This is a genomic window from Bartonella sp. AP3QHHD (genome assembly GCF_042195765.1).
In the GTDB taxonomy this organism is placed as follows: Bacteria; Pseudomonadota; Alphaproteobacteria; order Rhizobiales; family Rhizobiaceae; genus Bartonella.
Genome location: NZ_JBHIPC010000111.1, coordinates 1 through 25123, shown reverse-complemented (window position 1 = coordinate 25123; position 25123 = coordinate 1). Strand labels below are relative to the sequence as shown.

The following is a 25123-nucleotide window of genomic DNA, read 5'->3' as shown; positions in this document are numbered from 1 at the left end:
AGCGATATTTATAATGGAATAAAAAATATAAAACAGAAAGAAAAAATAGCAATTAAGCTTCTTGATGAGAACTGTTTATATCGTTGTCATTAATTTCTTCTGCCAATAATTCTTCCTGACTTTCTTCTAATAATTCTTCTGGAATATTATATATTTCTTTAGCCGAAGTGAGAGTTTCACCTTCTGCTTGGCGTTGTGCTTCACTGGTAGAACGCGCAACGTTAATAATCACAGAAATTTGAACCTCTGGATGTAAACTAAGAGTGATAGTGTGAAGACCGATCATTTTTATTGGATGATTAAGTTCGATTTGATTTCTTCCAATAGAAAAGCCTTCATCTGTTATGATTTCAGCAATATCACGTGTTGACACAGAACCATAAAGTTGTCCCGTTTCACCAGCAGAACGAACAACAATGAATGATTGTCCATCAAGTTTTTCAGCAATTTTTTGCGCTTCGCTTTTGCGTTCAAGATTACGTGCTTCAAGTTGTGCACGTTGTACCTCAAAATGTTTTTTATTAGCTTCATTTGCCCGTAAAGCTTTACCTTGAGGCAAGAGAAAATTACGCGCATAACCATCTTTAACTGAGACAATATCACCCATCTGACCAAGACGAGGAATGCGCTCAAGTAAAATAATATCCATAGTTTTTCCTTTCGAACAAATAAATTTAGTGGAGTTTTTTGCGTGATTGAAAATTGTATTGAATAGCAGCCCAAATTCCCATCAAAAGTACCATGAAAACAATAGGTGGAGCAAAAACGACTGTAAAAATAGCAATATAAACAAGAGAAAGTATAATAATTCGACCGTTTACCCCTTTTGTAATATTGTGAAGATATGCTAGACCGCTAATTAATATGATGACAATGTATGCAGTACTAAAGACAAGGGTACTCAAGTTAAGAGAAGCGCTCAGCTCAACCATCGATGTTATGCAAACAATAATGAAAATAATAATTCCAGAAATTGGAAGGCGGAGAGTTTGGCTCCAATCATCACGGGGTCTTTTCAGCCATTTCATATGTTGTGCTGCTATAATGGAAAAGTAAAGGTTACCAATGAGAAAAACCAAACTATAAATAGTCAAAGAAAAAGCAGTAAAAGTTGCTGTATGCGTCATTAAAAGCTCACTAAAAGCGCGTATATAGGCTTCTTTTATTGACTGTGTTTGTTGCAGAGTTTGTGCTATGTTTTCGGTGATTTTTTTTGCAACGATGGGTGTGGAAGGACGTGTTTGAACATAGAGCCCAATGAAAGTTGCTATAAGAGCGATAAAATTAGTTAAATGAAAAATAACCGATGATAATGGATACCATATCAGTTCATTTTCTTTTTGCGCTGGTCGTGCAAGCCCAAGAAGCCAAGAAGCATAGACAGCAGGAAGGAAAAATAAGAACATAAAGCCAAGAGCAATATAGGTATTAGTGGTTATGATAAGAACAACAGTAGCACTTATGAGGGCGATGAGACTGGCTAATGTTCCTTGACCGAACGCAACAATAAAAATTGGTAATGAAAGAAAGCAGCCAAGAAGAAGAGAAAAAAAGGGCACGATATTTGCAACACTGATGATTGCCAGTCCTATCACAACAGCAAATAATCCTGCTAAAATACCGGTTAATATCTCATAAGTACGATTTTTTTTCATTTATTGCTGTCCTGCTTTCTGCAGTTAGAGGCGTGTCAATACCCCAACTTTGACATTTAATAGCTTAACATAGGATACAACAAGCTATTTTTTAACCATATAAGAAAAGCAACTGGAGAAACTCTCCAGTTGCATAGCATATTGATCGCTTACTTTATAACGTACGGAAGTAAGCCTAAAAAGCGAGCACGTTTGATAGCATTAGCTAATTCACGCTGTTTTTTCTGACTAACAGCAGTAATCCGTGAAGGAACAATTTTCCCACGTTCGGAAATATAACGTTGTAACAACTTGATGTCTTTATAATCAATTTTGGGAGCATTGGTCCCTGAAAAAGGACATGTTTTTCGACGACGATGAAAGGGGCGACGTGCAGAGTTTTGATTAGTATCAGTCATCATTCTACCCCTTCTATAGTATTTTCACGTTGACGACGTGGAAAACGAGGACGCTCTTCATCATGTCCAATGTGACTATTGCGATCAAGGTGTGAGAGCATAGCAGATTTTTCTTTTTCGTGTTTTTCTACGCGAATGGTCATATAACGCAAAATATCTTCATTGATGCGCATCTGACGCTCCACTTCAGCAATTGCTGAAGCTGGTGCATCAATATTGACTAAGACATAATAAGCTTTACGGTTTTTACGAATACGGTAAGCAAGAGGACGAAGTCCCCAATTTTCTATACGCCCAACTTTTCCACCATGCGCTTCAATGACACCTTTGTAGAGACTCAAAAGTTCATCAACTTGCTGCGGAGCAATGTCTTGTCGGGCAAGGAACATATGTTCATAAAGAGCCATTGTTTTGCCTTTCTTCAATTAAATTTCACCGGTTTTAGCGCAAAGCCTCTGCGACTTGTCTTTTTTGGAAATCCAAAGAAGAAAGGACGCGTTTACAATTCGAGACATCTCAGAGCGGAGACACGGGAGGCCGGAAACATTGTATTTCCTACTGATATTTTACAGCCCTCCGTTCAACCTCCAGCTAAAGTGCCGGCAACGAATATTTCATATCTACAGGTTATCTTTTAAAATAGCAAGTTTATGCACATAAAAAATTGATTTGTTAAATCTTGATATATTTCCTTCTTCTACAAAAAGATAATACTGTAATATAAAGGCAAAGGAGGGAAAAATGGACTTTTTAAACCAGATTGATGTTACACTCTTTGAAATGTTTGTCGGCAATCATCAAGCTTGGTCGATTATAGTTTTGTTTAGTATTTTTTGTGCAAAGTTTTTAATTTATATTATTCCTCTCCATCTTTGTGCGTTGTGGTTTTGTAGTGGGGAGAGGGAACGGTGTGTTGTGCTAAGCATTTGCATGAGTATTTGTGCATCTCTTTTCATAGGTTATCTCATTTCTCTTTTTTATTTTCATCCTCGCCCATTCGTGGTAGGGCTGACGACACCGCTTATTCAACATCGTGCAACAGCTTCTTTTCCTAGTAATCATGCCTTGACCATTGCATCTTATGCAGCTAACTTTTATTTTTACCGATACAAAGTTACTTTTAAATTTGCCACCGTATTTTTGTGTTTGATCTGTTGGGCGCGCATCTTTGTGGGTGTACATTATCCCTTTGATATTTTAGCAGGTGCACTTTTAGGAAGTCTCATAAGTTTGGGTGTTATTCAGTTTATAGCACCCTATTTTCCTAAGTTTTTATATCAAATTCCGCCCTTAAAATATAATTTTAAGTGTGGTATTCGTTTTAAATAAAGGGCTTTATATTGATTTGTGCGGATGAATAAGGTCAAAAGAAAATAATTTAATTGTACAGTTTTAGGAGTTGATAAATGGGTGCAGCTTTTATTTTTCCAGGGCAGGGGAGTCAACTTGTTGGTATGGGGAAAGCGCTTGCAGAGCAATTTATTGTCGCAAGGATGGTTTTCGAGGAAGTTGATGATGCTTTGGGTGAGAAATTATCAAAGATCATTTTTGAAGGACCAGCAGATGTTTTAACGTTAACAGCAAATGCACAACCGGCATTAATGGCTGTATCTATGGCTGTCATTCGTGTGATGAAACAATTAGGGCTTCGTATAGAAGAAAAGGTAAGGTTTGTTGCTGGTCATTCTTTAGGCGAATATTCGGCTCTTTGTGCTGCTGGTACATTTACTCTCACAGATACAGCAAGACTTTTGCGTATTCGTGGCAATGCTATGCAGGCTGCTGTCGCGGTTGGTGAAGGTTCTATGGCTGCATTAATTGGTTTAGAAGAGCACATTGTGGAAGAAATTTGTGAAACTGTTTCTGGAGAAGGACTATGTCAGATTGCTAATGATAATGGTGGTGGGCAAATTGTTATTTCCGGTAAAGCAAAAGCAGTTGAGGCAGCGGTAGAGATTGCATCAACAAAAGGTGCAAAACGTGCACTTCTTCTTCCTGTTTCTGCACCTTTTCATTCATCTTTAATGCAACCTGCTGCTGATGCCATGAAGAAAGCACTTTTGACTGTTAACAAAATGTCCCCTATTGTTCCTTTGATTGCCAATGTTTCTGTTGCACCTGAGAGCAATCCAGAGCGTATTACTACTCTTCTTGTCCAACAAGTGACTGGGAGGGTGCGATGGCGTGAAACAATAGAATGGATCGCTGCTAATGGAGTTGATACGCTTTTTGAAGTTGGTTCTGGAAAAGTTTTAACAGGTTTAACGCGTCGTATTAACAAAGATATAAAGGGGGTAACCATTGGAACAGTTGATGAAATAGAATCAGCGCTAGGTATGCTTGGCGTTTAATCTATAAGGAGTTAAAAGATGTTTAGATTAACAGGACGTAAAGCTCTTGTAACGGGGGCTTCGGGAGGAATTGGTGAGGCAATTGCACGCTGCTTTCATGCACAAGGAGCCATTGTTGGACTTCATGGAACACGTGAAGAAAAGCTCAGAGAAGTGGCGGCAGAATTAGGGCAGAATGTTTTTGTATTTCCCGCTAATCTTTCTGAACGCCAATCGATTAAACAATTGGCTGAAGTTGCAGAGAGAAAAATGGATGGCGTCGATATTTTGGTTAACAATGCAGGAATCACTAGGGATGGTCTTTTTGTGCGTATGCAAGATAAAGACTGGGATGATGTTTTAGAAGTTAACCTAACAGCTGCTTCTCTTTTGACGCGTGAATTAATACATTCTATGATGCGCCGCCGTTATGGAAGAATTATTAACATTACATCTGTTGTTGGTGTAGTGGGAAATCCTGGACAAACGAATTATTGTGCTGCAAAAGCAGGCTTGATAGGTTTTTCTAAAGCATTGGCACAAGAAATTGCTTCGCGAAATATCACTGTCAATTGTATTGCTCCAGGATTTATTAAATCTGCAATGACAGACAAGCTTAATGAAAAGCAAAAAGAAGCCATTATGGCTGCAATTCCAATGAAGCGTATGGGAAGTGGGCAAGAAATAGCTACTGCTGCTGTTTATTTAGCAAGCGATGAAGCAGCCTATACGACAGGTCAAACACTCCATATCAATGGTGGAATGGCAATGATATGAGTATTTATTTTATTCCACATTGATTTATGAGTTGTATTATTTTAGATAGTAACGATTGAAATGGATAGATGCATCTATTTCTTTAATATGGTCGTTAATCAATTGATGTCGGAATGTCAGATTGGTTCATTTTGTAGGGGATATCCACAGGATGTTTTAAATCATTACTAAAATCTTTTAAAGTAATGCATCTATTGCTTGATTAGATGAACCGATATAGTTAACCAAATTATAGGAAATATAAATTCGAGGATTTCAACATGAGTGATACAGTAGAGCGCGTTAAAAAAATTATCGTGGAACATCTTGGGGTTAATGCTGATAAAGTTGTAGAAAATGCAAGCTTTATCGATGATCTAGGGGCTGATAGCCTTGATACGGTTGAACTCGTTATGGCTTTTGAAGAAGAGTTTGGGGTAGAAATTCCAGATGAAGCTGCTGAAACGATTTTTACAGTTGGCGATGCAGTCAAGTTCATTGATAAAGCTTCTGCGTGATTACTAAAGGGCAAAGGCATAAATTGCTTTTGCCTATATTCTTCGGAGCTCTTTTGAAAAGAGAGCTTTGAGAGGTGAAGTTTAGTTCAAGGTTAGAAGTTATGAAACGTGTTGTTGTTACTGGTTTAGGATTGGTATCTCCATTAGCTGGTAATATTGAATGTAGTTGGAAACGACTTCTTGAAGGAAGAAGTGGTGTCCGACGTATCACTGAGTTTGATGTGTCAGATTTGCCATGCCAGATTGCTGCGCGTATCCCCTTAGGGGATGGAACAGAGGGGACCTATAATGCTGATTTGTATATGGAACCTAAGGAGCAACGTAAAGTTGATGCATTTATTGTTTATGCAATGGCTGCTGCTAACCAAGCGCTTGCAGATGCCGAATGGTTTCCTAAGAGTGATGAAGATCAGATTTGTACAGGTGTGTTAATTGGTTCGGGAATTGGGGGAGTTGAAGGTATTGTTGAAGCTGGTTATACGCTTCGTGATAAGGGCCCACGTCGTGTTTCTCCCTTTTTTATTCCAGGTCGTTTGATTAATCTTGCTTCTGGTTATGTGTCTATTCAATATGGTTTACGGGGGCCTAATCATTCTGTTGTAACAGCTTGTTCAACAGGGGCGCATGCGATTGGTGATGCGGCACGTTTGATTATGTTTGGTGATGCAGATGTCATGGTGGCAGGGGGGACTGAATCTCCGATAAATCGGATATCTCTTGCAGGTTTTGCAGCTTGTAGAGCTCTTTCTACTTGTCGCAATGATGATCCTGAACGGGCGTCACGTCCTTATGATACTGATCGTGATGGTTTTGTGATGGGGGAAGGAGCAGCTGTTGTTGTTTTAGAAGAGCTGGAACATGCCAAAAAACGAGGAGCACGTATTTATGCTGAGGTTATTGGCTATGGTTTATCTGGTGACGCTTACCACATTACAGCACCTTCAGAAAGTGGTGAAGGGGCTCAGCGTAGTATGATAGCTGCTCTTAAGCGTGCACAAGTGAATGTGAGTGAACTTGATTATATTAATGCTCATGGTACATCTACGATGGCTGATTCCATAGAGCTAGCGGCTGTTGAGCGTGTTTTAGGGAGTTATGCACCACAAGTTTCTATGTCATCAACGAAATCATCTATCGGGCATTTACTTGGTGCAGCCGGTGCTGCTGAGGCTATTTTTTCTATTTTAGCTATACGGGATAATATAGCCCCAGCGACACTTAATCTTGACAATCCATCGATTGAAACAAAAATCGATCTTGTACCACACAAACCGCGTGAACGAAAGATTGATACGATTCTTTCTAATTCTTTTGGATTTGGTGGGACAAATGCATCGTTGGTGATGCGACGTTTTAGGGGATAATAAGTATTTTTATTTAATTTCTGCTTTTGAGTTTTCTACTTTATTATAAGGTGAATGAGAAATTATAATATTATCCTTAATCGCTATTGAGGGGTTATGTCCGATGTGAAAAATGGAAAATCATTAAAGGACGTAAGTGATTCCTCTTCGAATCATTTAGCAGATAGTTATGACATGTTAATACATAAAAAACGAAAGAAATCATCTATCGTCCGTAATCCGTTGGTCATTCTCGGTCATTTTTTTCTTATGCTGATTGTGATTATTCTTTTTGCCATAAGTATTCCTCTTTATATTGGAAAAAGTATTTTTGAAGAAAAGGGAAAAATTGAGGAAGAACAAATTGTTCTTATCCATCCTGGTACCGGAATTCGTGAAATTGCTTCATTGCTAGAAAAACGTGGTTTCATTCGATCATCAGATATTTTTGTTTATGGGGTTGGTTATCACCAAAAAACAACGCATCTGAAGGCTGGTGAATATTTAATTCCAGCTCATGCTTCGATGCAGGATATTATGGATATTCTTGTGAAAGGAAAATCTATAGAATATACATTTACAGTACCTGAAGGTTTAACGGTTCAGCAAGTTTTCGATCGATTAGCTGCGAATGAAATTTTGATTGGAGACCTTCCAAAAATTTTGCCTCCAGAAGGCTGTTTAATGACGGATACAGTTCATTTTATTCGGGGGACAACGCGTAAAGAGATTGTAAATAGATTGCGTGAAGGACAGACAAAATTAATTCATGCTATATGGGCTACGCGTTCACCTGGTTTACCTATTAAATCAATTGATGAATTTGTTATATTAGCCTCAATTGTTGAGAAAGAAACGGGAATTGCAGCAGAAAGACCAATGGTTGCTGCGGTATTTTATAATCGCCTTACAAAGCATATGCGTCTTCAATCGGATCCAACAGTAATTTATGGTCTCTTCGGAGGAAAAGGAAAACCATCCGGTCGTGTGATTTATCGTTCAGATCTTGAGAAGGAAACACCATATAATACTTATAAAATTAATGGTTTGCCCCCAACGGCTATTGCAAATCCAGGTCGAGATTCTTTGAAAGCGGTGGCACATCCACCAAGCAGTGATGCACTTTATTTTGTTGCTGATGGTTCAGGAGGGCATGTTTTTTCTCGAACTTTAGAAGAACATAATATGAATGTTCGCAAGTGGCGAGAATTAAAGGCAAGACATTGAATTTATAGTGATAACACATCTTTTTGCATCGTAAATGAAAGTCTCAAATATAGTAAAATTTTTCTATTTAAACTTTTTATGAGAATGATAAAAAATTATTTTCTTGTCTGTCACAAGTGGGAAGTGGGATTAGCGTATGGATAAAAATATTTAAGAAAGAAGTGAATATACTGCTAATACCTTATCTCAAAAAAGAGCAGAATAACATTGAGAATTTCTAAGAAAACACATTGATTAGGGGATAGGTTGAGATAATGTATAATTCAAACTTTGGAGAAACATTTATGAACAAAGTAGAGTGATGTAATGACAGTCTTTGAAAGTAAATTGAGTACTATAAAAATGAATCAACGCCGCGGTTTTTTATTTATTCTCTCTTCACCTTCAGGTGCTGGTAAATCAACAATTTCTCGATTACTTCTAAAAGAGGGACAATTAGAGCTTTCCGTAAGTATGACCACAAGGAAAAGGCGTCCTAGTGAAGTAGATGGGCTGCATTATTACTTTATTTCAAAAGAAGAGTTTGAATATAAGCGTGATAGGGATGAATTTATTGAGTGGGCAGAAGTTCACGGAAATTATTATGGCACTTTACGTGAAACTGTTGAAAGCGCATTGAATGCTGGCCAAGATATGTTATTTGATATTGATTATCAAGGTACCGAGCAGCTGCAAAAAAAGATGCTAGGAGACACTGTCTCTGTTTTTATTCTTCCACCATCAATGAAAGAGCTTGTTTCGCGTTTACATCGTCGAGCAGAAGATAGTCAAGATACTATCAATTTGCGATTGGAAAATGCACGAACGGAGTTAAAGCATTGGCTTTCTTATGATTATGTTGTGATTAACGAAGATTTAGATCAGTCTTTATCTTTTATTAAATCAATTTATTTAGCTGAAACCGTAAAACGTGAGCGTTGTTCTTATCTTGGCTCTTTTGTTGATGGGCTTATTGCTGAAAAAATCGATAAATGTTGTGATTAAAAAAGGTTTTATAACACAAAGTGTATTTTTTAGAGCACTAGATGCGCTAAAGTTACAAATTCAGAAACCGAGAGCGTTTCAGCACGGCGCGTTCCATCAATTCCAGCTTTTTCTAATAGCTCTTCACCTCCAAGTATTTTGAGATTTTGACGAAGCATTTTTCGTCTTTGTCCAAAGGCGGTTTTTGTGACGAGGCTTAGTTTTTTTGCAGAGCAGGCAAGAGGTTGTGTTCGCGGAATAATATGAACAACGGAAGACGTTACTTTAGGTATTGGTATGAAGGCTTGAGGGGGGACATCAAAAGCAATTTTAGCAGTGGTACGCCAGCCAGTTAAGACACTAAGACGTCCATAATGAGTAGATTGAGGTTTAGCTGTAATCCGTTTGGCAACTTCACGTTGAAACATCAATGTCATTGATTCATAAAAAGGAGGCCATGGTTCAGTTAAAAGCCAATTTAATAAGAGTTGTGTCCCAATATTATAGGGAAGATTTGCAATAATGCGAGGTTTTACTGGGCTTGTTTCAAAGAGTTTTGAGAAGTCTTGCTTCAGTGCATCATTACAAATAACTTTTAATTTTTTAGGATAGTGTTTTTCTATTTCTAAGAGAGCCGGTATGCAGCGCTCATCGCGTTCTATTGCTGTTACAATGGCACCCTTTGCTAGCAAGGCACGTGTGAGACCTCCAGGACCTGGACCAATTTCAAGAACAGGTTTTCCTTCTATATTGCCTGCTTGATGAGCAATTTTAGATGTTAAATTAAGATCAAAAAGAAAATTCTGCCCCAAAGATTTATGCGCTTGTAATCCGTATATATCAATGACCTCACGCAGAGGAGGGAGATTATCTATTGGCATGGGTTTAAATTATTTTTTGCAAGTTGATTTGCAAGTTTAAGAGCAGCAATAAAGCTTTCGGGAGAGGCTATCCCTTTATCAGCAATGTCAAAAGCAGTTCCGTGATCTGGAGACGTGCGAATAAAAGGTAGACCTAACGTGACATTAACAGTGCTATCAAAATCTAATGTCTTAACAGGGATAAGGGCTTGATCATGATACATACAAATGGCAACGTCATATGCTTTTCTTGCGCATTCATGGAACATTGTGTCGGCAGGCAGTGGGCCTGCAATATTGAGTCCTTTCTTTTTAAGATATTCAATAGCAGGAGTGATAACTTCAATATCTTCTTTTCCCATTGCACCTCCTTCTCCAGCATGAGGATTAAGACCAGCAACAGCTAGTCGGGGTGACGTTATTTTAAACCTTGTTTTTAAGTCATATTCAGTAATAAGTACCGTTTGAATAATTAAATCACGGGTAAGCTGTGAAGGAACATTTTTAAATGGAATATGAACAGTTATTGGTACTGTTTTTAATCGGGGTCCTGCTAACATCATAACTGGATGATAACATTTATGAAAAGCTTTATGGGCTAAATCGGCTAAAAATTCTGTATGACCTGGAAATTGAAAACCGGCATCATAAAGACTCTTTTTTGCAATAGGACAAGTGATAAGTGCACATGCATGGCCATTTTGAATCAATTGAACACAGCGTTTAATTGCTTCAATAATTCCAGCGGCATTATTCGATGAAGGTATACCTAATTGATCACTTTGTTTGTTTTTTAACGGTATGATAGGAAGAGCGTTTTGAAAATTTTTTGCAGGATTATTGATTAAAACAGATTGCACCTCAACATCAATCTTTAAAAAACGAGCGCGCGAACGAATAACATCTGGATCAGCAAGAAGTACAAAACGTGGAATTTGGCGCGTAACACGCAAATTCCACGCTTTTAGTACTATTTCAGGACCAATTCCGGCAGGATCACCACCGCTAACAATAAGAGCAGCCATTATGAATTTTGAATGCGTGCCACTCGCCGCAGTTCTCCTAAATATTTTTCGCTTAATTCTTCAAGTTTTTGCGGGCTTCTTTTTTTACTATCTTGAAGAGAAAATATCAGTCGAGCGACATAATCATCAGAAACTCTTTTTATTTTGCAGACAGCAATTGCTTCGATTCCATCAGATGTTTCTTGTAATTTTGTCATTTTTCCAGCAGGCGTTTCAAGAATAGCTTGTTCCCATGCATTAGGAAGTTGTGGCTCCAGAAACTTTCCTAAGTGGCGGATAGTAACGTCTAAAATACCTCTTGCTTGATTGTGAGCATTGGCACATCCACGGAAATGTGCGCGAAAATTACTTGCTTCTCTTTGACGTCTTTCAAAGATTTCTGAACGACGATGTGCAGGAATGACAAAAACAATTCGCTGTAATGTATATTCGTTGGTTGAAGGTTTTACACCACCATTTTTTAATATTCTGCGTACAGCTTCTTGTTCGCTAATCATACCTGTTTCAGCTTGATAGCGTGCACTAACAAGACGCCCCCATCCTATTTGTCCACGGATGTAATCTTTAAAGTGTTGCACAGTGATCTCAGTTTGGATCAGAATCTGGTTGAGCTGATCAATCGTCATATTATTTTGTGTCGCAAAATTCTCAAAAGCTCTATCAACTTCATCATTGCTTACTTCAATATTACGACGTTTTATTTCAATATTTTTTAGCTTTTCGTCAATAAGCTCTTTTTTAGCCTGTGCCACCAAATTGCTTTGCTTTTGTTGTAACCTGAGAAAAGCAAGGCGTCTTTGTATATCATAATTTGTGATGGGGTTGCCATTAACTGTAACAACAATAGAAGTCTGCGCAAAGACTGTCGGAATCAAAAATCCATTTATTAGCAGGCTACTTACGCTCAAAGATGCAATATAAAATAAAGCAAGAAAACGCTTTTTCAATTTATTCATGTAAATAGGCTTTCGCATTGTTTATTAATTCTCATCAACAACTTAAAATACACGCTTTCTTTCATAAAAACAATGATAAGTTAAATGACTGATACATTCCCTTTATAAATTAATCTATCTTTTTTCCTATATCTGCAATCGTACGCAATGAAAGAGAGAAATTAAAGTTTTGCAAGGGGGCTTTCCTGCCTGGATTCGTTACCTGTTGATAACCGAATGTTAACCCGAAACATTCGTCCATATAACTCAAGCTAATTCCTCGCTTTATAAATGTACCAGATACTAAATCATAACCGGCGTTGCTATTAATGGACCAATAATCTGCCAATTTAAGTCCTGTTTGAAAAGAAATTTCTTGGCGCTCTTGAGAATATTCATAATCTAGTTGCTTTGCGATATAGGCATATTGTAGAGCCGCCCAAAAATTTTGCCATTTTTGTGATGCTTCGATTTCACTACGGCGCATTTTTCCTGTTTTTTTGTCAAAGCGTCCACGCGTTTCTAAGGAAAAACCACTTTTATGGGTTGTACCAAACATTGCAACATAGTCTGAACGTTTTGCCTCTAAGCTAGAATGAGTACCGACATTGATAAAGTCCTTTTCTGCAAAAGAATTCTTTCCTGCTAGATGAAAGGATTGTCCAATGAGACCATAAAGAGACCAATTATCATTAAGGCTTCCAGAATATCTTATACCTATATTGGCTCTTGTACCACCTTCTACACGATCATAACCAGAAAATTTGTCTCGTTGAAAGAGAGTGGTTGCATCAAAGACAAAGCTTTGAGCATCTTCATTAGGAATTTGTCCAATATATTGTTCATTATTGCGTATAAAAATTTGTGCAGTTGGTTCTATAATATGTGTAGAATGATCAGCTATAATGAGGAAGGGATAGCGTAGTTCCAACCCTGCTGTTGCCATGCCACGAATTGCTGAACCATGAGTTGCGGATAAGGCATTGTTTTCTATAGAATCTGTATGATTTTTGCTTGCATTGGTTGTAATGATATCAGCTCGTAGAGAGAGAAGAGGGGTTAAAATGAGTCCATTGTGCGTGTTGAAGCGCTTTTTCCACTGAAGCTCGTTTGTTAAACGCAAACTATTTCCAGCCATACCAGAAAGTCTTACTGTGTTGAGAGGGTTTCCGTTCTGGTCGGGTGAATTGAAGTCAGCATGGCGACGATAAACTGATTGTATATTACTATGGAAGGTAAGCTCTCCATTATAAATGGGTTCATCTGGTGTGAAAAAATAATCGATGCGTGGTAAGACCCACGCTTGTCGAGAGTGACGTTCATAATGAGGATCATTCAGTATTGAATCTTGAACTTTAAAATGATAAAAACGCATATCAAAATAATTTTTTCCTGCAAGACCATTCAAATAGATCTGAGAAAGTTGTGTAGGATTGTTATAGTTTTCAAGTTTATAGGCACGACTAAAATGCCGATCTGATTGTGCAAGAATATCCCATCCATAAGCCCAGTGTGAGTTAATACGAGAATCCCCCTTTGTCGCCAGCATATAACGGTTTTTATGTTGGGCATCAATCGTATCATTATCAAATCTATGCGGTTTCATTTGATATATATGAGCAAAGCGAATGTTATAACGGCCCGTTTTTAAACGCTGACGCCATTCCCCTTCGGTTAAAAGCCCTTGTTGGGTATAAACCGTAGAAGAAAGGGTAAAATCATAATGGGGGGCGAGATTCCAGAAATAAGAATTCTTTATCCCCATACCGAGATAATCAGTATAAAAAAAATGAGGAGTAAGCAGACCGCTAGCACGCCTGACAGTTGGATCATAGATCTCAAAATTTGGAAATTTTATAACCGGTACACCAAAAACTTCAAAACTGCTATTTTCAAACCGAATTTTTTTGACGCTATTATTCCATATGATCTTTCTTGCTTTAATTTTCCATAGGACGTCTCGATCTGGTTTATAAGAGCAAGGTTCACAGGCTGTATAGGTTGCATTTTCAAAGACTGTTATGTGATTGTGTTTGCGTGTAGCATTTTGGGCTGAAAAGTGAACATTGTTGGCTGTATCAATACGTAAGGCGTTTACAAAACCCTCGCCAAGATCTTTGGTCATATCAATTTGGTTGGAATAAATTTTATTACCATCCTTTTGAGTAATTTCAACGTTCCCTTGTGCTATAAGCCGTCCTGTTTTTTGATTGTAAATAATTTTTTGAGCGATAACTTTATTGCCATCATATTCGATTTGGACATTACCGTTTGCAGAAACAGTGTTTTCATCACGATTGTAGATGAGTTCATCCGCAGAGAGCAAAAGAGGAGGTTCCGGATTTTGAATGCGACTTTGAGAAGGAGATTGAAGGCTTTGAGCGTGCGCACAATAAGATAAAGCACCTCCTAAAATAATCCCCACAACACTTTTAAAAGCGAGAGCACTTAATTTTGTTAAAATAGTTTTTTTAAGTGTTAATGCTTTCACTTAGCCATCCTCTTTATGAAGTAAAAAAGAGATTCCTAAGAATAACGCAATAACAACGGGTGTCCAAGCTGCAATAATTGGTGGAATATATCCAGCATTACCAAAAGCTTGAACAAGTACGGAAATAACATAAAGCATAAACCCAGCTATTACGCCACCAAGAATCAACATTCTAGATTGCCCAAAACGTGTAAAATTTAAAGATACAGTTGCTGCAATGAGGGTCATTGCCACAAGCAATGCCGGTAATGCAATCAAAGATTGGAAATACATATCAAAATTATTAGCAGAATAGCCAAATGAACGTGCAATCATAATTTTTTTTGGCAATTGGTAAAATGGAATAGTTGCGGGATTCACTAAACGTTCCGTTAAAAATTCAGGTTTTAGATTGGTTTTTATTTGCAACACGGTAAATTTTTCAGGAGGATGCCCTATTTTATAGATTGTTCCATTTGTTAATTGCCAAAATCCATTAGTCAAGGTTGCTTTTGGGGCGTTAATCCAATTTTTAACGGTTGCATTGTCATTGTATTGTACAAAGGTTGCATCGAGAAGAGAAAGTCCTTGATCGGTGATAGATTTAGCACCAATGGTTGTTCTGCCTAAATTTGTACGTTGTGTTAACCAGTGGATACTTGTATTGTGAAGAGGTGTTAGTACATTGTGATTGCGCCATTCAGTCATCTTTTTTTCTGCTTGAGAAAATCCCCATGCAGCAAGTGGATTAATGAGAAGAATTGAAAATAATCCTAAAAGAAAAGCTCCAAAACAAGCTGGCATAAGAAATTGCCATGCAGAAACACCGATTGAACGAGTCACCACAAGTTCAAGTTTTTTGTTGAGCGAGATAAGCGTTGCCATTGCAGAAAAGAGTGCAATGAAAGGGATAAGTTGTTGCATGATAAAAGGGATGCGTAAAACAGAGAGGAAAAATGCATCTTTTGCTGTATAATGCGGAAGGGAAGATAGCCTACCGGAATTCTCTGTGAAATCGATTAAAAGAGCAAGAACAAAAATGCTTCCCAAGAAATAACAAGTTATTTTAAGATAACGTATAAAAAAATATCGTCCAAGTGTCCACCCAATCATGATATTTTATCCGAGGAATCTTGAGATTTTTGATGTTCAAATTTGTTCATTATTTTTTGAAAAGCGATTTGAAGTATCTCATTAACTTTTGTGGGAAGCCCAATTTTATGATTCGTTAAAAGCATAAAAAAGACAAATGCACTTGTTCCTATAGGTATAATATAAAGGAGAGGAACGTATGCAAGATCGCTTTTTGATTTTTCTGCGAAAAAATATCCTATCCAATACACCAGAAAAGAAAGGGCAATTGCCGAGAGGTTTGCGGAATGACGAGCTTGTCGATGGGAGCGTACATCCCCTGCCGCTGCTAATGCAATAAGTGAAAAAACAATAGGGTAGAGCCATTGTGTTAATCTGCGGTGAAATTCAGCTTTATATTGGAGTGGTTTTCGTTGATAGTAGGGATCTTTTGGGTCAGGGTTTTGTAAATAAGAAAGAGACCGATCTTTTGGATAAAGAGTAGGTGTTTTATCACTGGGGATAAACTCTCCTAGGCTAAAAGTATATGAGCTAAATTGCACGATTGAAACACTGTTATTTTGATGATTGACTCTTTCTATTTCACCGTTATTGAGAACCAGAAAACTGCCGTTTTTATTATTCACAATGGATGCGTCTGTTGCATAATAAAAAAGATCAGTTTTAGGATCACGCTGGTCGGCAATGAAAAGGCGTTCAAGTGTTCCGTTTGGATTTCGTTCGCCAATTTCTATGTAAAGGTTATTGGCGAGTTTTTGAAAGCTCCCTTCACTAATGAATAGATTAATAAGATCAAAATGAGCGCTTGCTAGCATTTGTCGCATATGAAGACGCGCTTGAGGAACAACAAAATTAGCTATAGAAAAGGAGATACAGGATGCAACAATAGCAAGAAGAAGGATAGGTTTCCAAACAGTACTTTTAGGAAAACCAGAGGCATTGATGACAGCAAATTCTGAGTCTTGATGCATTGCTGAGAGGATGGTTGTAACTGCGATCACTAATGCAAATGGAATGACAAGAAAAATAACAGAAGGAACCAATGAGAGTGAAAATTGTAAGACTGTGAGGAGTGTTTGTTTACTTGTTGTGAGAAAGTTTATCCGTGCAAGAATTTGTATAGTCCAACTAACGCCCACTGCTGCAATCATGACAGAACTAAACAAAACAAGGACACGTTTCAGGATGTAGAACTCAATAATACGCATAAATTGGGGAAAATCCTCAGTTTTTAATTCGATAGCAAATATTCTTACTGCTTTCGGTTAAAATGTAATAAAGTTTGAAAAAATATCCTTTCATGAATTGGATATTTTTACCAAATAAATAATATAAAATTGCCTATGAGGTCCTCTTTAAATTTTCCGTACATTATATTTTATTTTCAACTATAGTCTACAAAGAAACTAGAAGAATCTAGAAGATAACTTAAAAAACTTTTTATTAACGTTGAAAATAAAAATTATTGTCTTTTAAAGACACGTGCAAAAAGATGATGCATCTCAATCAAAAAAGAGGGTTTATATCTTGAACCGTTTCCTTTGTATTAGGAATATAGAGGTTTTTTTAAAAAGATGTTAGCTTTTTTATAAAGAATGATGAAGGCTTAAGAGATTGGATATTTTATTCTATCATTTGACGCAGTCAACGCTGAAGGATATTTTGCCGACGCTTGTGGAGCGTGCATTGGCTCGTTTTGGTACAGTAACAATACAGTGTGTGAGTAAAGAACAACGCGATTCTATAGATATACATTTATGGGTTTATACTGATGAATCATTTATTGGACATGGAACGGAGTGTGATCAATATCCAAACTTTCAGCCTGTATTTCTTACGACAGGACAAGAAAATCCGAATGATTCAAAGATTCGTTTTCTCATAGAGGGAGCTGTTTGTTCGGATATTGATGCTTATCAACGACTTGTCGTGATATTTGATGGTAAAAGTGAAGAGCAGTTGAATCTCGTTCGTGCACAGTGGAAAAAATATAAAATGGAAAATCATAATTTAACGTATTGGCAACAGACTGAAGATCGTCGCTGGGAAAAACAGGTTTAATGCGTCTCGTATCTATTGTTCTGATTTTTATAGGATTACTGGGAATAGTAAATCCTTCACTTTTTATTACGGAAGGCTCAGGGGGAGGGCGTTGGGTTTTTATTGTGATTTTTCTTTTAGGCATGTTAAATATATGGACTATAATTAAAAAAATGAAACGCCATAATGATGATTATTGATCGAATTTTGCTTGTTTTATGGGCTGTGATGTTGTCCTTCTTTTGCGTTTCATGGTTGGGGACAACGCATATCTTATCAGAAATGTTTGCTGTTTCTTATATAAGCAATATTGCAGATTTTTTATTTTTCTTTTTGAGTGCCTTGTTCGCGGGAATATTGTGGTGGAAAATACCTCAACCCCTGTCTTTAAAAATGAAACTGGCAGCATTTTTGCTGCCAGTACTTATTTTATTCTTCTTTATTATATTTTAGTTGGATATTTCATCATCTGTAAATCCGACGAAGCAAATCAGTGAAATAAAAGAAGCAAGAAGCAAATAATAGCCGATATAAGATGTATCAAAATGTTGTACCAGATATTCTGCAATATAAGGCGCAAGAGAGGCTCCTACGATACCCGATAAGTTGAAAGTAATAGAAGAACCAGTATATCGAATTGCTGTTGGGTATGGTGAAGCCAAAACAGCACCAAGAGGACTGTATATCATCCCCATGATAGACAAACCGATAACAGACATTGCAAGGACTCCTATAACTCCAGAATTTAAGAAATAAGGAATTGCAAAAGAATAGATACCGGTGATGATTGTAACCCAAATCATCAAAGTTCGACGTCTAATACGATCAGCGAGTTTTCCAGTGATGACAGTAAAAATTCCACAGAAAATAGCACCAACAATTTCGACTTGAAGAGCTTGATAAAATGGCAATTGCAGATGGTTTGTTGAGTAGCTTAACAAATATGCAGTGACCAAGTAAAACAAAACAAATGTTGCCATACCAGAAAATATTCCAAGAAATAGGATTCGTGGACATTTTAAAAAGACATCGATGATAGGAACTTTGACACGTTCTTTACTTTCAAGAGTTTTTTTGAATTGAACAGTTTCATTGATTGAAAGACGGATCCATAATCCTATAATCATAAAAACAACTGAAGCAATAAAAGGAATGCGCCATCCCCAAGCTAAAAGTTCTTCATGATCAAGGAAATGCAACAGACCTAAATAAACGGCAATAGATAAAAATAAACCGATTGGAACACCCAATTGGGGGAACATCGCGTACCAGCCGCGCTTTTCTGGAGGGGCATTTTCTGTTGCGAGCAAAACAGCTCCTCCCCATTCTCCTCCTAATCCCATTCCCTGTCCAATACGGCACAAGGTCAAGAGGAAAGGGGCAAACCATCCAGCGGTTTCATAAGTAGGAAGAAAACCAATAATGACTGTTGAAAGCCCCATTGTGAGAAGAGAAGCAATAAGTGTTGCTTTTCTTCCAATTTTATCTCCAAAATGTCCAAAAACAATTGATCCAAAGGGCCGAGCAAAAAAGGCCGCTCCAAAGATCAGGAAAGATTGTAAAATGGCAATCTGATCATTTTGTGTTGGAAAAAACACATGAGGAAATATGAGAGCTGCGGCAGTGGCAAAGACATAGAAATCAAAGAATTCAATTGTTGGGCCAATAAGGCTTGCAAACAAAATGCGACGAGGGGAATTTCTGTTGCTTGTAGCTTTCATTTCTGAGTTTATAGACATGAATAGAATGTCCCTTTCAGTATATGACAAATCAAATGACGAGTTAACTGACTATAACTATAGAAATTTCAAATCAGTGTCGAGTCAATATTGTGACACTTCGTTATATATTAGAATAATGATTATGGACTGATGAGTATGAATAAGTGGTCTATATATTATCCATATTGAATAAAATAAAGACACTGCTTTAAATGCTGTAGAAGATGGCAATAGGTGGACATAAACGCAGCTCTCATTCACATTGCTGTTTCCTTTAAAGTTTAATGCTATTTTTATCTATTAAGGAATCAATCTTATTCGTAGATCGGTGTTTAGTGTCTTAAAATATTAAAAATATTTTTCATGGATGCAATTATAACACTTTTAAAGTGTATCTAAAACAAATTAAATCTTTTAGCTGTGCATGCATTTTAAAACACATGATGTATATTTGATCTGTCAGAGTTTAATCCATCGAATGCTTTGTTATCTTAAAAAAACATGAGGTTGAGCAATTGCATTGAGTTGTTTTGGTCTATGCACTTTTTTCTAAATGGGAGAATTTAAATTTAAAATTATGGAGTGTGAATAATGCAACGCAAATTGAAATTAAGTTTTTGTGCATTAATAACCAGTGGTTTTTTTGTCAAGATTGCGAGTGCAGATGGAGTAGCGACACCAAAAGAAAAGTTATTAACACCAGTAAGTATCAGTGAACACCTAGAAGAGACAAGAAAGTTGTTATCGGAAGTGAGGGGACTAAAAGAAAAAAAGGGGGAATCAAAAAAGATAGAGAATAAACAGACAGTAGAAGGAAGTGATCTTTCAGAAGAGGAAAGGAAGAGATTAGAAAAGCTATTCTTTGAAGTCCTCACAAATTCAATAATAAGCGATGGTGCTGCGATCTATATTACTAACCGTGACTCTGAAGGTTCTGAAATAAATAGCTTTAACTATAAAGATGCAGCTTATTCCATTAATAATACGGTTAGAGAAGGGGGAAAACTCTACATTGATGCAGCAAGTGTTAGTAGAGATACAACAATTGAGCATGGTGGGATTGAGGTTGTACAAAACTTGAGCAGTTCGGAATATGCCACTGTAAAAAAAGGTGGTAAACAAATTGTTGAGAGTGGTGCAAATGCAGAAGGGGCTCAAATCCATGGTGGCGAGCAGATTATTTTTGGTAAGGGAAGCCTTGGATCTGGTTTATCGCGAAAAGATAAGGCAAGTAGTGCTTATAACACCGAAATTTATGCTGAAAATGGAATGCTAGGACTACAAAGTGTCTATAGTGGTGGGATGGCTGTTGACACAAAGGTTATGAAAGGAGGTGTCCAGAATCTTGATGGTAAAGAGAATTCTAATAACGGCTTTGCAGAAGATACTGATATAGAGGGTGAGGATTTTACAATAAATGAAGGGGCTTTTGCACTGAGTACAGAACTTTTTAAAAATGGTGCGCAGAATATCTTAGCAGGAGGGAATGCGAGCGAAGTTACTTTATACGATAGAGCTACTCAGAAGATATATGATTCTGGATACGTGGATAATCTAACAATTAATCATCAAGCAAAATCATGGGTTTTTGCTGGTGCGATATTAGGTGAAAATACAAATGTTAATAATTTTGGCAATCTCTATCTTTATGCTGGAAATGGTGAAGCTGTTACGGAAGTAGACAATCTTAATTTAAATGGAGAAGATACCAAACTATACATTATTGCGTCTGAAGATAACAGCAAAAAACTTCAGGTTAATGTCCAGAATTTAACGGGAAGTGGCAGAGTTATTTTTACGTCTTTAGGGACTAATAAGCATTATTCTCAGCTTAATATTGATGATCTTTCAGGTTCTTTACATTTCAATTTTAATGTCAATTTTGCCAAGCACCTTAGTGATTATCTTGTCATTAAAGAAAGTGGTTCAGGTTATCATACAGTAAGTATTACTGATTCTGGGGGTGAGATCACAATCCCTTCCCACAGAAGATTTACATTAATTTCTGATCATAGTGGAAACGCTCATTTTACTCTGACAAACACTTTTGGTGAAAAAATCAAAGCTATTGATGCCGGAACTTACATGTACAGTTTGAAACAGAGAAAAAATGAGAGCAATGGTAAAATTTGGTATTTAGATGCGAATTATGCTCTTGATGAGACAAATACCTCTTTATTTTCTGATTTTAGCTTGCAACCATCTGCTATAGCTTCATTATCGAATGATCTCACAGAACGCACAATTGAAAAGGGAATGATTGTTACGATTGCTGATCCTAGCTTTGATAGTAACAGTGAGAAAGTTGAAAGCACTGGAGAAACTTCGATTAGTAATACAGTTAAAGACAGTGGAAAGATCTCCGTTTATCACGGTGGTTTTAGCTTGTATACAACAATTCAAAGAGGCGGCACTGAGCTTGTTAGAACACAGGGTCTTTCACAGGATAGTACAGTTAAGAAAGGGGGAAAACAAAAGGTTGAAGATGGGGGAAAAGCTGAAGGGGTTAAAATTTACGGTGGTGAGCAGTTTGTTTCAGGAAAGTCTGATATCAAAGGTGAGATGGTAAGAAGCAGTGCCTATGACACTATCGTTTCTGGTAAAAATGGAGTGTTAGGATACCAGAATGTGTATGATGATGGAGAGGTTTTTAGCACAAAGATCATGGAAGGAGGGGTACAAAATCTTTTTGTGGAAGAAGATCTAGACCATTATAGCAGTTTTGCATTTGATACGAAGGTCTTTTCTGGTGGAGAGCAACACGTTTTAGCGGGAGGAATTGCGATTGGTGTTCTCTTACAAGGGAATGCTTTCCAAGCAATAGATTTAGGAGGCTATGTAAAAGATTTAATAATTAAGGATCAAGCACAATCGTGGTTACATTTTGGTGCAACATTAGAAGGAAGCACTATGATTCATGATTCTGGACGGATTTATCTTTATGCTGGTACTGAGCGATCTCGTACTGAAGTAGAAAAAATTGTTTTAAATGACAAAGATACCACATTATACTCTATTGCTTCCAAGATAGACGGTGAAAGCTCTTTGATTGAGGATTTAAGCGGGAATGGACGCGTTATTTTTACTTCTACCGTGTTTAATCCACATTATTCTAAACTTGAGGTCGGTAATCTTTCAGGTAATTTACATTTTAGGTTTAATACTAATTTTGTAGAACAGCGCGGTGATTATCTTCTCATAAAAAGAGGAGCAGGTCATCACACCATAAGCGTTATCGATTCTGGTGTTGAAATTACCAATTCTCCTCTACAAGATCAGAATTTAGTTTTGGAACTTGATTTAATTCATGATCAAAGCGGAAATGCGCATTTTACTCTGATAGATTTTTCTGGAGAAGAGACGAGTACGATTGATAATGGAGTCTACATGTATGGCTTAAAGACAAAAGATGATAATGGGGCAAAGACTTGGTATTTGGCTACGTCACAAATAACTTTTGCTCCTGTAATCTCTTCACCTTATGCGGAGTCACCTATAAATAAGCTTCCTGAAAAAGAAGAAAATATGACATCGTCAAAAGATTTTAGTATCTCTGATGTAATTGATTACAGTATTGGCGAAGGAGGAGGAATTCTACAAAGCTCTTTGCTCGGTGATGATAACGTAGTTTATATCTCTGATGATGGAGAGCGAGGTGTTCTTAAGAAGTCCATTAACAATACAATTCAGGGATCAGGAAGACTTTATGTTGAAGCTGGTGGTTTCAGTAAGAATACGACAATTGAAAATGGTGGTGTTGAGATTGTAGGGGAACAAGGGATTTCAGAATTTACGATTATTTACGAGGGTGGAAAACAAAGAGTGGAGGGAGGAGGAACCGCATTGAGAGCTGAAATTTATGGTGGGGAGCAGCTTGTTTTCGGAGATGGTTATGTAAATGGTGGAATTGTGGGGAGCAGCGCTTATAACACGACACTTTATGGTCAAGGTGATACGCCAGGACAGCAGAATGTATATGATGATGGGATGGCTGTGGGAACAAAAGTGATGAGTGGAGGAATACAAACTCTTGCTAAGTGGTTCGCAGATGATGATGATTTTATACAAAAGAGTGGTGGTTTAGCCGTAAATACTGAAGTTTTTTCAGAGGGTATGCAGCGTGTTTTAGCAGGGGGTGAAGCGAATAGAGTAATTTTACGCACTGGTGGTGTTCAAGAAGTCTATGCGGGTGGAATTGTGAAGAATCTAACGATTGAAGGTAATGCCAATTCATGGATTTCTCCTAGTGCAATATTAGGAGGAGAAATAAAAGTTCAAGATTTTGGTGGGATCTATCTTGATGCTGGAGGTGATGGTCAACAAACTATAGTAGAAAACATTGAATTAAATGGAGAAGACGCTCAATTATACTCCGTTGCTCGTGGGGTTGACGACAAAAGTACACGCATTCAGCAGTTAAGCGGTGTAGGAAAAGTCATTTTCACCTCTTCTGAAGATGATTTATATTACTCTCAGCTTTATATTAATAATCTAGCAGGGAGTCTACACTTCGATTTTAATGTCAGCCTTGCAGAAGGAAAAGGTGATTACCTCTTTATTGAGAATGGGAGTGGTTTTCACACAATAAGTGCCGTAGATTCTGGTATTGAAGTTGTTGATCCTTCTTCAGCAGGACTTGATTTAATTTTTGATCAAAGTGGTAGCGCATCTTTTACTCTACAAAGTTTTTCTGGCGCAAAAACTGTAATGGTTGATGGAGGAACTTATACTTATGGCTTAAAACACAAAAATATTGAGAATGAAGAGGGAAAAATTTGGTATTTGACTGCAGTTTACATGGATAGTGCGCCACGCAGAAGCAGATCTATGCGGCATTTAAATCAAAATCAATCAGTTTCTTCTCTTTCAACGATTACAGCACCACAAGAGCATGCTATTAAATTGCCATGTCGAAGAAAAAACCGCCAAAACTTAAGGCAAAAATCTCAGGCTTCTGTATCTCCAACTATTTCCTCTCTTAGAAGTCACGTTACTGAAGTCTTAGGTTCAGGAAGTTCTCATCCTCTTTCTGATGAAAAACAACAAACTGCTGTTTTAACCTCTTCTCAATCTTTAGCCGATCAAATGATTGTGCGTCCAGTTCATAAAGAACAANGAAAAACAACAAACTGCTGTTTCAACCTCTTCTCAATCTTTAGCCGATCAAATGATTGTGCGTCCAGTTCATAAAGAACACCCTTTTCCACAATTGAGTGAGAATCTTTCAGTTTCTCACTTTTTGACCACTCCCTCTACAGATGCGGTATTGTCTATGTCTGTGGCGCCAGCGATGGTTTTTCACAATGAAATGCAAACCGTACGTGCGGGAAGAGGAATTCTAGATAAAAGTAAAAAGAATACGGCTTTATGGAGCTATGCGATTAAATCTAAAGAGAGTGTTGTTACAGAGCATATAGATTTTAAACTGGATCAGACCGGTATCGTTTTGNAGAACACCCTTTTCCACAATTGAGTGAGAATCTTTCAGTTTCTCACTTTTTGACCACTCCCTCTACAGATGCGGTATTGTCTATGTCTGTGGCGCCAGCGATGGTTTTTCACAATGAAATGCAAACCGTACGTGCGGGAAGAGGAATTCTAGATAAAAGTAAAAAGAATACGGCTTTATGGAGCTATGCGATAAAATCTAAAGAGAGTGTTACTACAGAGCATATAGATTTTAAACTGGATCAGACCGGTATCGTTTTAGGGATCAATGGTTTAAGCGAGTGGGAAAATGGAGAGTTTTATATAGGTGGTTTTGGCAGTTATGATCGTGCCCGTGTTGCG

At 37.4% G+C, this 25123-nt stretch carries 21 protein-coding genes and 2 pseudogenes; 12 read left to right on the top strand and 11 right to left on the bottom strand.

Annotated elements, in window-relative coordinates:
* Positions 1–52: 52 nt before the first annotated feature.
* The 4 genes from rplI to rpsF form a co-directional block, all read right to left on the bottom strand.
* Positions 53–649: a 50S ribosomal protein L9 gene (gene rplI, locus ACFIL7_RS09230; RefSeq protein WP_375636273.1), complete on the bottom strand. Its 597-nt coding sequence runs from the start codon at positions 647–649 to the stop codon at positions 53–55.
* Between the two features lie 25 nt (positions 650–674).
* Complete coding sequence (locus tag ACFIL7_RS09225; protein WP_375636275.1) at positions 675–1655, bottom strand: hypothetical protein; 981 nt, start codon at positions 1653–1655, stop codon at positions 675–677.
* A gap of 149 nt (positions 1656–1804) precedes the next feature.
* Positions 1805–2053, bottom strand: coding sequence for a 30S ribosomal protein S18 (gene rpsR, locus ACFIL7_RS09220; RefSeq protein WP_012754957.1), 249 nt, complete (start codon positions 2051–2053; stop codon positions 1805–1807).
* Positions 2053–2460 (bottom strand): 30S ribosomal protein S6, encoded by a 408-nt coding sequence (gene rpsF, locus ACFIL7_RS09215; RefSeq protein ID WP_375612935.1) that lies wholly within the window; start codon positions 2458–2460, stop codon positions 2053–2055. Before rpsF ends, rpsR begins: the two co-directional genes overlap by 1 nt.
* 334 nt (positions 2461–2794) lie before the next feature.
* Between rpsF and ACFIL7_RS09210 the strand changes: the two genes are divergently transcribed.
* The 7 genes from ACFIL7_RS09210 (at position 2795) to gmk (ending at position 9211) form a co-directional block, all read left to right on the top strand.
* Positions 2795–3382: an undecaprenyl-diphosphatase gene (locus ACFIL7_RS09210; protein WP_375617656.1), complete on the top strand. Its 588-nt coding sequence runs from the start codon at positions 2795–2797 to the stop codon at positions 3380–3382.
* Between the two features lie 77 nt (positions 3383–3459).
* Positions 3460–4404 carry an ACP S-malonyltransferase gene (gene fabD, locus ACFIL7_RS09205; protein ID WP_375612933.1) on the top strand — a complete coding sequence of 315 codons (945 nt, stop codon included), beginning with the start codon at positions 3460–3462 and terminating at the stop codon, positions 4402–4404.
* Positions 4405–4422: 18 nt separating this feature from the next.
* Positions 4423–5160 (top strand): 3-oxoacyl-[acyl-carrier-protein] reductase, encoded by a 738-nt coding sequence (gene fabG, locus ACFIL7_RS09200; RefSeq protein ID WP_375617657.1) that lies wholly within the window; start codon positions 4423–4425, stop codon positions 5158–5160.
* A gap of 260 nt (positions 5161–5420) precedes the next feature.
* Complete coding sequence (locus ACFIL7_RS09195; protein WP_004860281.1) at positions 5421–5657, top strand: acyl carrier protein; 237 nt, start codon at positions 5421–5423, stop codon at positions 5655–5657.
* Between the two features lie 101 nt (positions 5658–5758).
* The gene (fabF, locus tag ACFIL7_RS09190) at positions 5759–7021 is read left to right on the top strand and encodes a beta-ketoacyl-ACP synthase II (protein ID WP_375636277.1); all 1263 of its coding nucleotides are present in this window, start codon (positions 5759–5761) and stop codon (positions 7019–7021) included.
* Positions 7022–7117: 96 nt separating this feature from the next.
* Positions 7118–8227, top strand: a complete 1110-nt coding sequence (mltG, locus tag ACFIL7_RS09185) for an endolytic transglycosylase MltG (protein ID WP_375636279.1) — start codon at positions 7118–7120, stop codon at positions 8225–8227.
* Positions 8228–8533: 306 nt separating this feature from the next.
* Positions 8534–9211, top strand: a complete 678-nt coding sequence (gene gmk, locus ACFIL7_RS09180) for a guanylate kinase (protein WP_375629245.1) — start codon at positions 8534–8536, stop codon at positions 9209–9211.
* Positions 9212–9240: 29 nt separating this feature from the next.
* Here gmk and rsmA read toward each other — a convergent pair whose 3' ends face one another.
* From rsmA to lptF, 6 genes are all read right to left on the bottom strand, one after another.
* Positions 9241–10071: a 16S rRNA (adenine(1518)-N(6)/adenine(1519)-N(6))-dimethyltransferase RsmA gene (rsmA, locus tag ACFIL7_RS09175; RefSeq protein WP_375636282.1), complete on the bottom strand. Its 831-nt coding sequence runs from the start codon at positions 10069–10071 to the stop codon at positions 9241–9243.
* Entirely contained in the window at positions 10062–11075 is a 1014-nt protein-coding gene (gene pdxA, locus ACFIL7_RS09170; protein WP_375634119.1) for a 4-hydroxythreonine-4-phosphate dehydrogenase PdxA, read from the bottom strand. The genes rsmA and pdxA overlap by 10 nt, the downstream gene beginning before the upstream one ends.
* Positions 11075–12031 carry a SurA N-terminal domain-containing protein gene (locus ACFIL7_RS09165; RefSeq protein ID WP_375634117.1) on the bottom strand — a complete coding sequence of 319 codons (957 nt, stop codon included), beginning with the start codon at positions 12029–12031 and terminating at the stop codon, positions 11075–11077. Before ACFIL7_RS09165 ends, pdxA begins: the two co-directional genes overlap by 1 nt.
* Positions 12032–12140: 109 nt before the next feature.
* On the bottom strand, positions 12141–14501 hold the full coding sequence (locus ACFIL7_RS09160; RefSeq protein WP_375636284.1) for an LPS-assembly protein LptD: 2361 nt from the start codon (positions 14499–14501) through the stop codon (positions 12141–12143).
* On the bottom strand, positions 14502–15593 hold the full coding sequence (lptG, locus tag ACFIL7_RS09155; RefSeq protein WP_375634113.1) for an LPS export ABC transporter permease LptG: 1092 nt from the start codon (positions 15591–15593) through the stop codon (positions 14502–14504). It abuts the gene before it with no gap.
* Complete coding sequence (gene lptF / locus ACFIL7_RS09150; RefSeq protein WP_375683538.1) at positions 15590–16780, bottom strand: LPS export ABC transporter permease LptF; 1191 nt, start codon at positions 16778–16780, stop codon at positions 15590–15592. Before lptF ends, lptG begins: the two co-directional genes overlap by 4 nt.
* 406 nt (positions 16781–17186) lie before the next feature.
* On the opposite strand from lptF, the gene ACFIL7_RS09145 reads away from it, so the two are divergent.
* From ACFIL7_RS09145 to ACFIL7_RS09135, 3 genes are read left to right on the top strand one after another with little or no spacing between them, the layout of a single operon-like run.
* Complete coding sequence (locus tag ACFIL7_RS09145) at positions 17187–17633, top strand: DNA polymerase III subunit chi (RefSeq protein WP_375634338.1); 447 nt, start codon at positions 17187–17189, stop codon at positions 17631–17633.
* Positions 17633–17812: a hypothetical protein gene (locus tag ACFIL7_RS09140; protein ID WP_375634340.1), complete on the top strand. Its 180-nt coding sequence runs from the start codon at positions 17633–17635 to the stop codon at positions 17810–17812. Before ACFIL7_RS09145 ends, ACFIL7_RS09140 begins: the two co-directional genes overlap by 1 nt.
* On the top strand, positions 17802–18065 hold the full coding sequence (locus ACFIL7_RS09135; protein ID WP_375636314.1) for a hypothetical protein: 264 nt from the start codon (positions 17802–17804) through the stop codon (positions 18063–18065). Before ACFIL7_RS09140 ends, ACFIL7_RS09135 begins: the two co-directional genes overlap by 11 nt.
* On the opposite strand, the gene ACFIL7_RS09130 is transcribed toward ACFIL7_RS09135, so the two are convergent.
* Complete coding sequence (locus ACFIL7_RS09130) at positions 18062–19351, bottom strand: MFS transporter (RefSeq protein ID WP_375634342.1); 1290 nt, start codon at positions 19349–19351, stop codon at positions 18062–18064. The genes ACFIL7_RS09135 and ACFIL7_RS09130 overlap by 4 nt on opposite strands.
* A gap of 573 nt (positions 19352–19924) precedes the next feature.
* Here ACFIL7_RS09130 and ACFIL7_RS09125 point away from each other — a divergent pair.
* A pseudogene (locus tag ACFIL7_RS09125) lies at positions 19925–24782 on the top strand (pertactin-like passenger domain-containing protein); the annotation flags it as partial.
* Between the two features lie 2 nt (positions 24783–24784).
* Positions 24785–25123: pseudogene (locus tag ACFIL7_RS09120) on the top strand (autotransporter outer membrane beta-barrel domain-containing protein); the annotation flags it as partial.

Bases quoted from the DNA above. Each gene is read 5' to 3' on its own strand.
- rplI (WP_375636273.1), bottom strand. From the start codon at position 649: ATGGATATTATTTTACTTGAGCGCATTCCTCGTCTTGGTCAGATGGGT.
- ACFIL7_RS09225 (WP_375636275.1), bottom strand. From the start codon at position 1,655: ATGAAAAAAAATCGTACTTATGAGATATTAACCGGTATTTTAGCAGGA.
- rpsR (WP_012754957.1), bottom strand. From the start codon at position 2,053: ATGACTGATACTAATCAAAACTCTGCACGTCGCCCCTTTCATCGTCGT.
- rpsF (WP_375612935.1), bottom strand. From the start codon at position 2,460: ATGGCTCTTTATGAACATATGTTCCTTGCCCGACAAGACATTGCTCCG.
- ACFIL7_RS09210 (WP_375617656.1), top strand. From the start codon at position 2,795: ATGGACTTTTTAAACCAGATTGATGTTACACTCTTTGAAATGTTTGTC.
- fabD (WP_375612933.1), top strand. From the start codon at position 3,460: ATGGGTGCAGCTTTTATTTTTCCAGGGCAGGGGAGTCAACTTGTTGGT.
- fabG (WP_375617657.1), top strand. From the start codon at position 4,423: ATGTTTAGATTAACAGGACGTAAAGCTCTTGTAACGGGGGCTTCGGGA.
- ACFIL7_RS09195 (WP_004860281.1), top strand. From the start codon at position 5,421: ATGAGTGATACAGTAGAGCGCGTTAAAAAAATTATCGTGGAACATCTT.
- fabF (WP_375636277.1), top strand. From the start codon at position 5,759: ATGAAACGTGTTGTTGTTACTGGTTTAGGATTGGTATCTCCATTAGCT.
- mltG (WP_375636279.1), top strand. From the start codon at position 7,118: ATGTCCGATGTGAAAAATGGAAAATCATTAAAGGACGTAAGTGATTCC.
- gmk (WP_375629245.1), top strand. From the start codon at position 8,534: ATGACAGTCTTTGAAAGTAAATTGAGTACTATAAAAATGAATCAACGC.
- rsmA (WP_375636282.1), bottom strand. From the start codon at position 10,071: ATGCCAATAGATAATCTCCCTCCTCTGCGTGAGGTCATTGATATATAC.
- pdxA (WP_375634119.1), bottom strand. From the start codon at position 11,075: ATGGCTGCTCTTATTGTTAGCGGTGGTGATCCTGCCGGAATTGGTCCT.
- ACFIL7_RS09165 (WP_375634117.1), bottom strand. From the start codon at position 12,031: ATGAATAAATTGAAAAAGCGTTTTCTTGCTTTATTTTATATTGCATCT.
- lptG (WP_375634113.1), bottom strand. From the start codon at position 15,593: ATGATTGGGTGGACACTTGGACGATATTTTTTTATACGTTATCTTAAA.
- lptF (WP_375683538.1), bottom strand. From the start codon at position 16,780: ATGCGTATTATTGAGTTCTACATCCTGAAACGTGTCCTTGTTTTGTTT.
- ACFIL7_RS09140 (WP_375634340.1), top strand. From the start codon at position 17,633: ATGCGTCTCGTATCTATTGTTCTGATTTTTATAGGATTACTGGGAATA.
- ACFIL7_RS09135 (WP_375636314.1), top strand. From the start codon at position 17,802: ATGATTATTGATCGAATTTTGCTTGTTTTATGGGCTGTGATGTTGTCC.
- ACFIL7_RS09130 (WP_375634342.1), bottom strand. From the start codon at position 19,351: ATGTCTATAAACTCAGAAATGAAAGCTACAAGCAACAGAAATTCCCCT.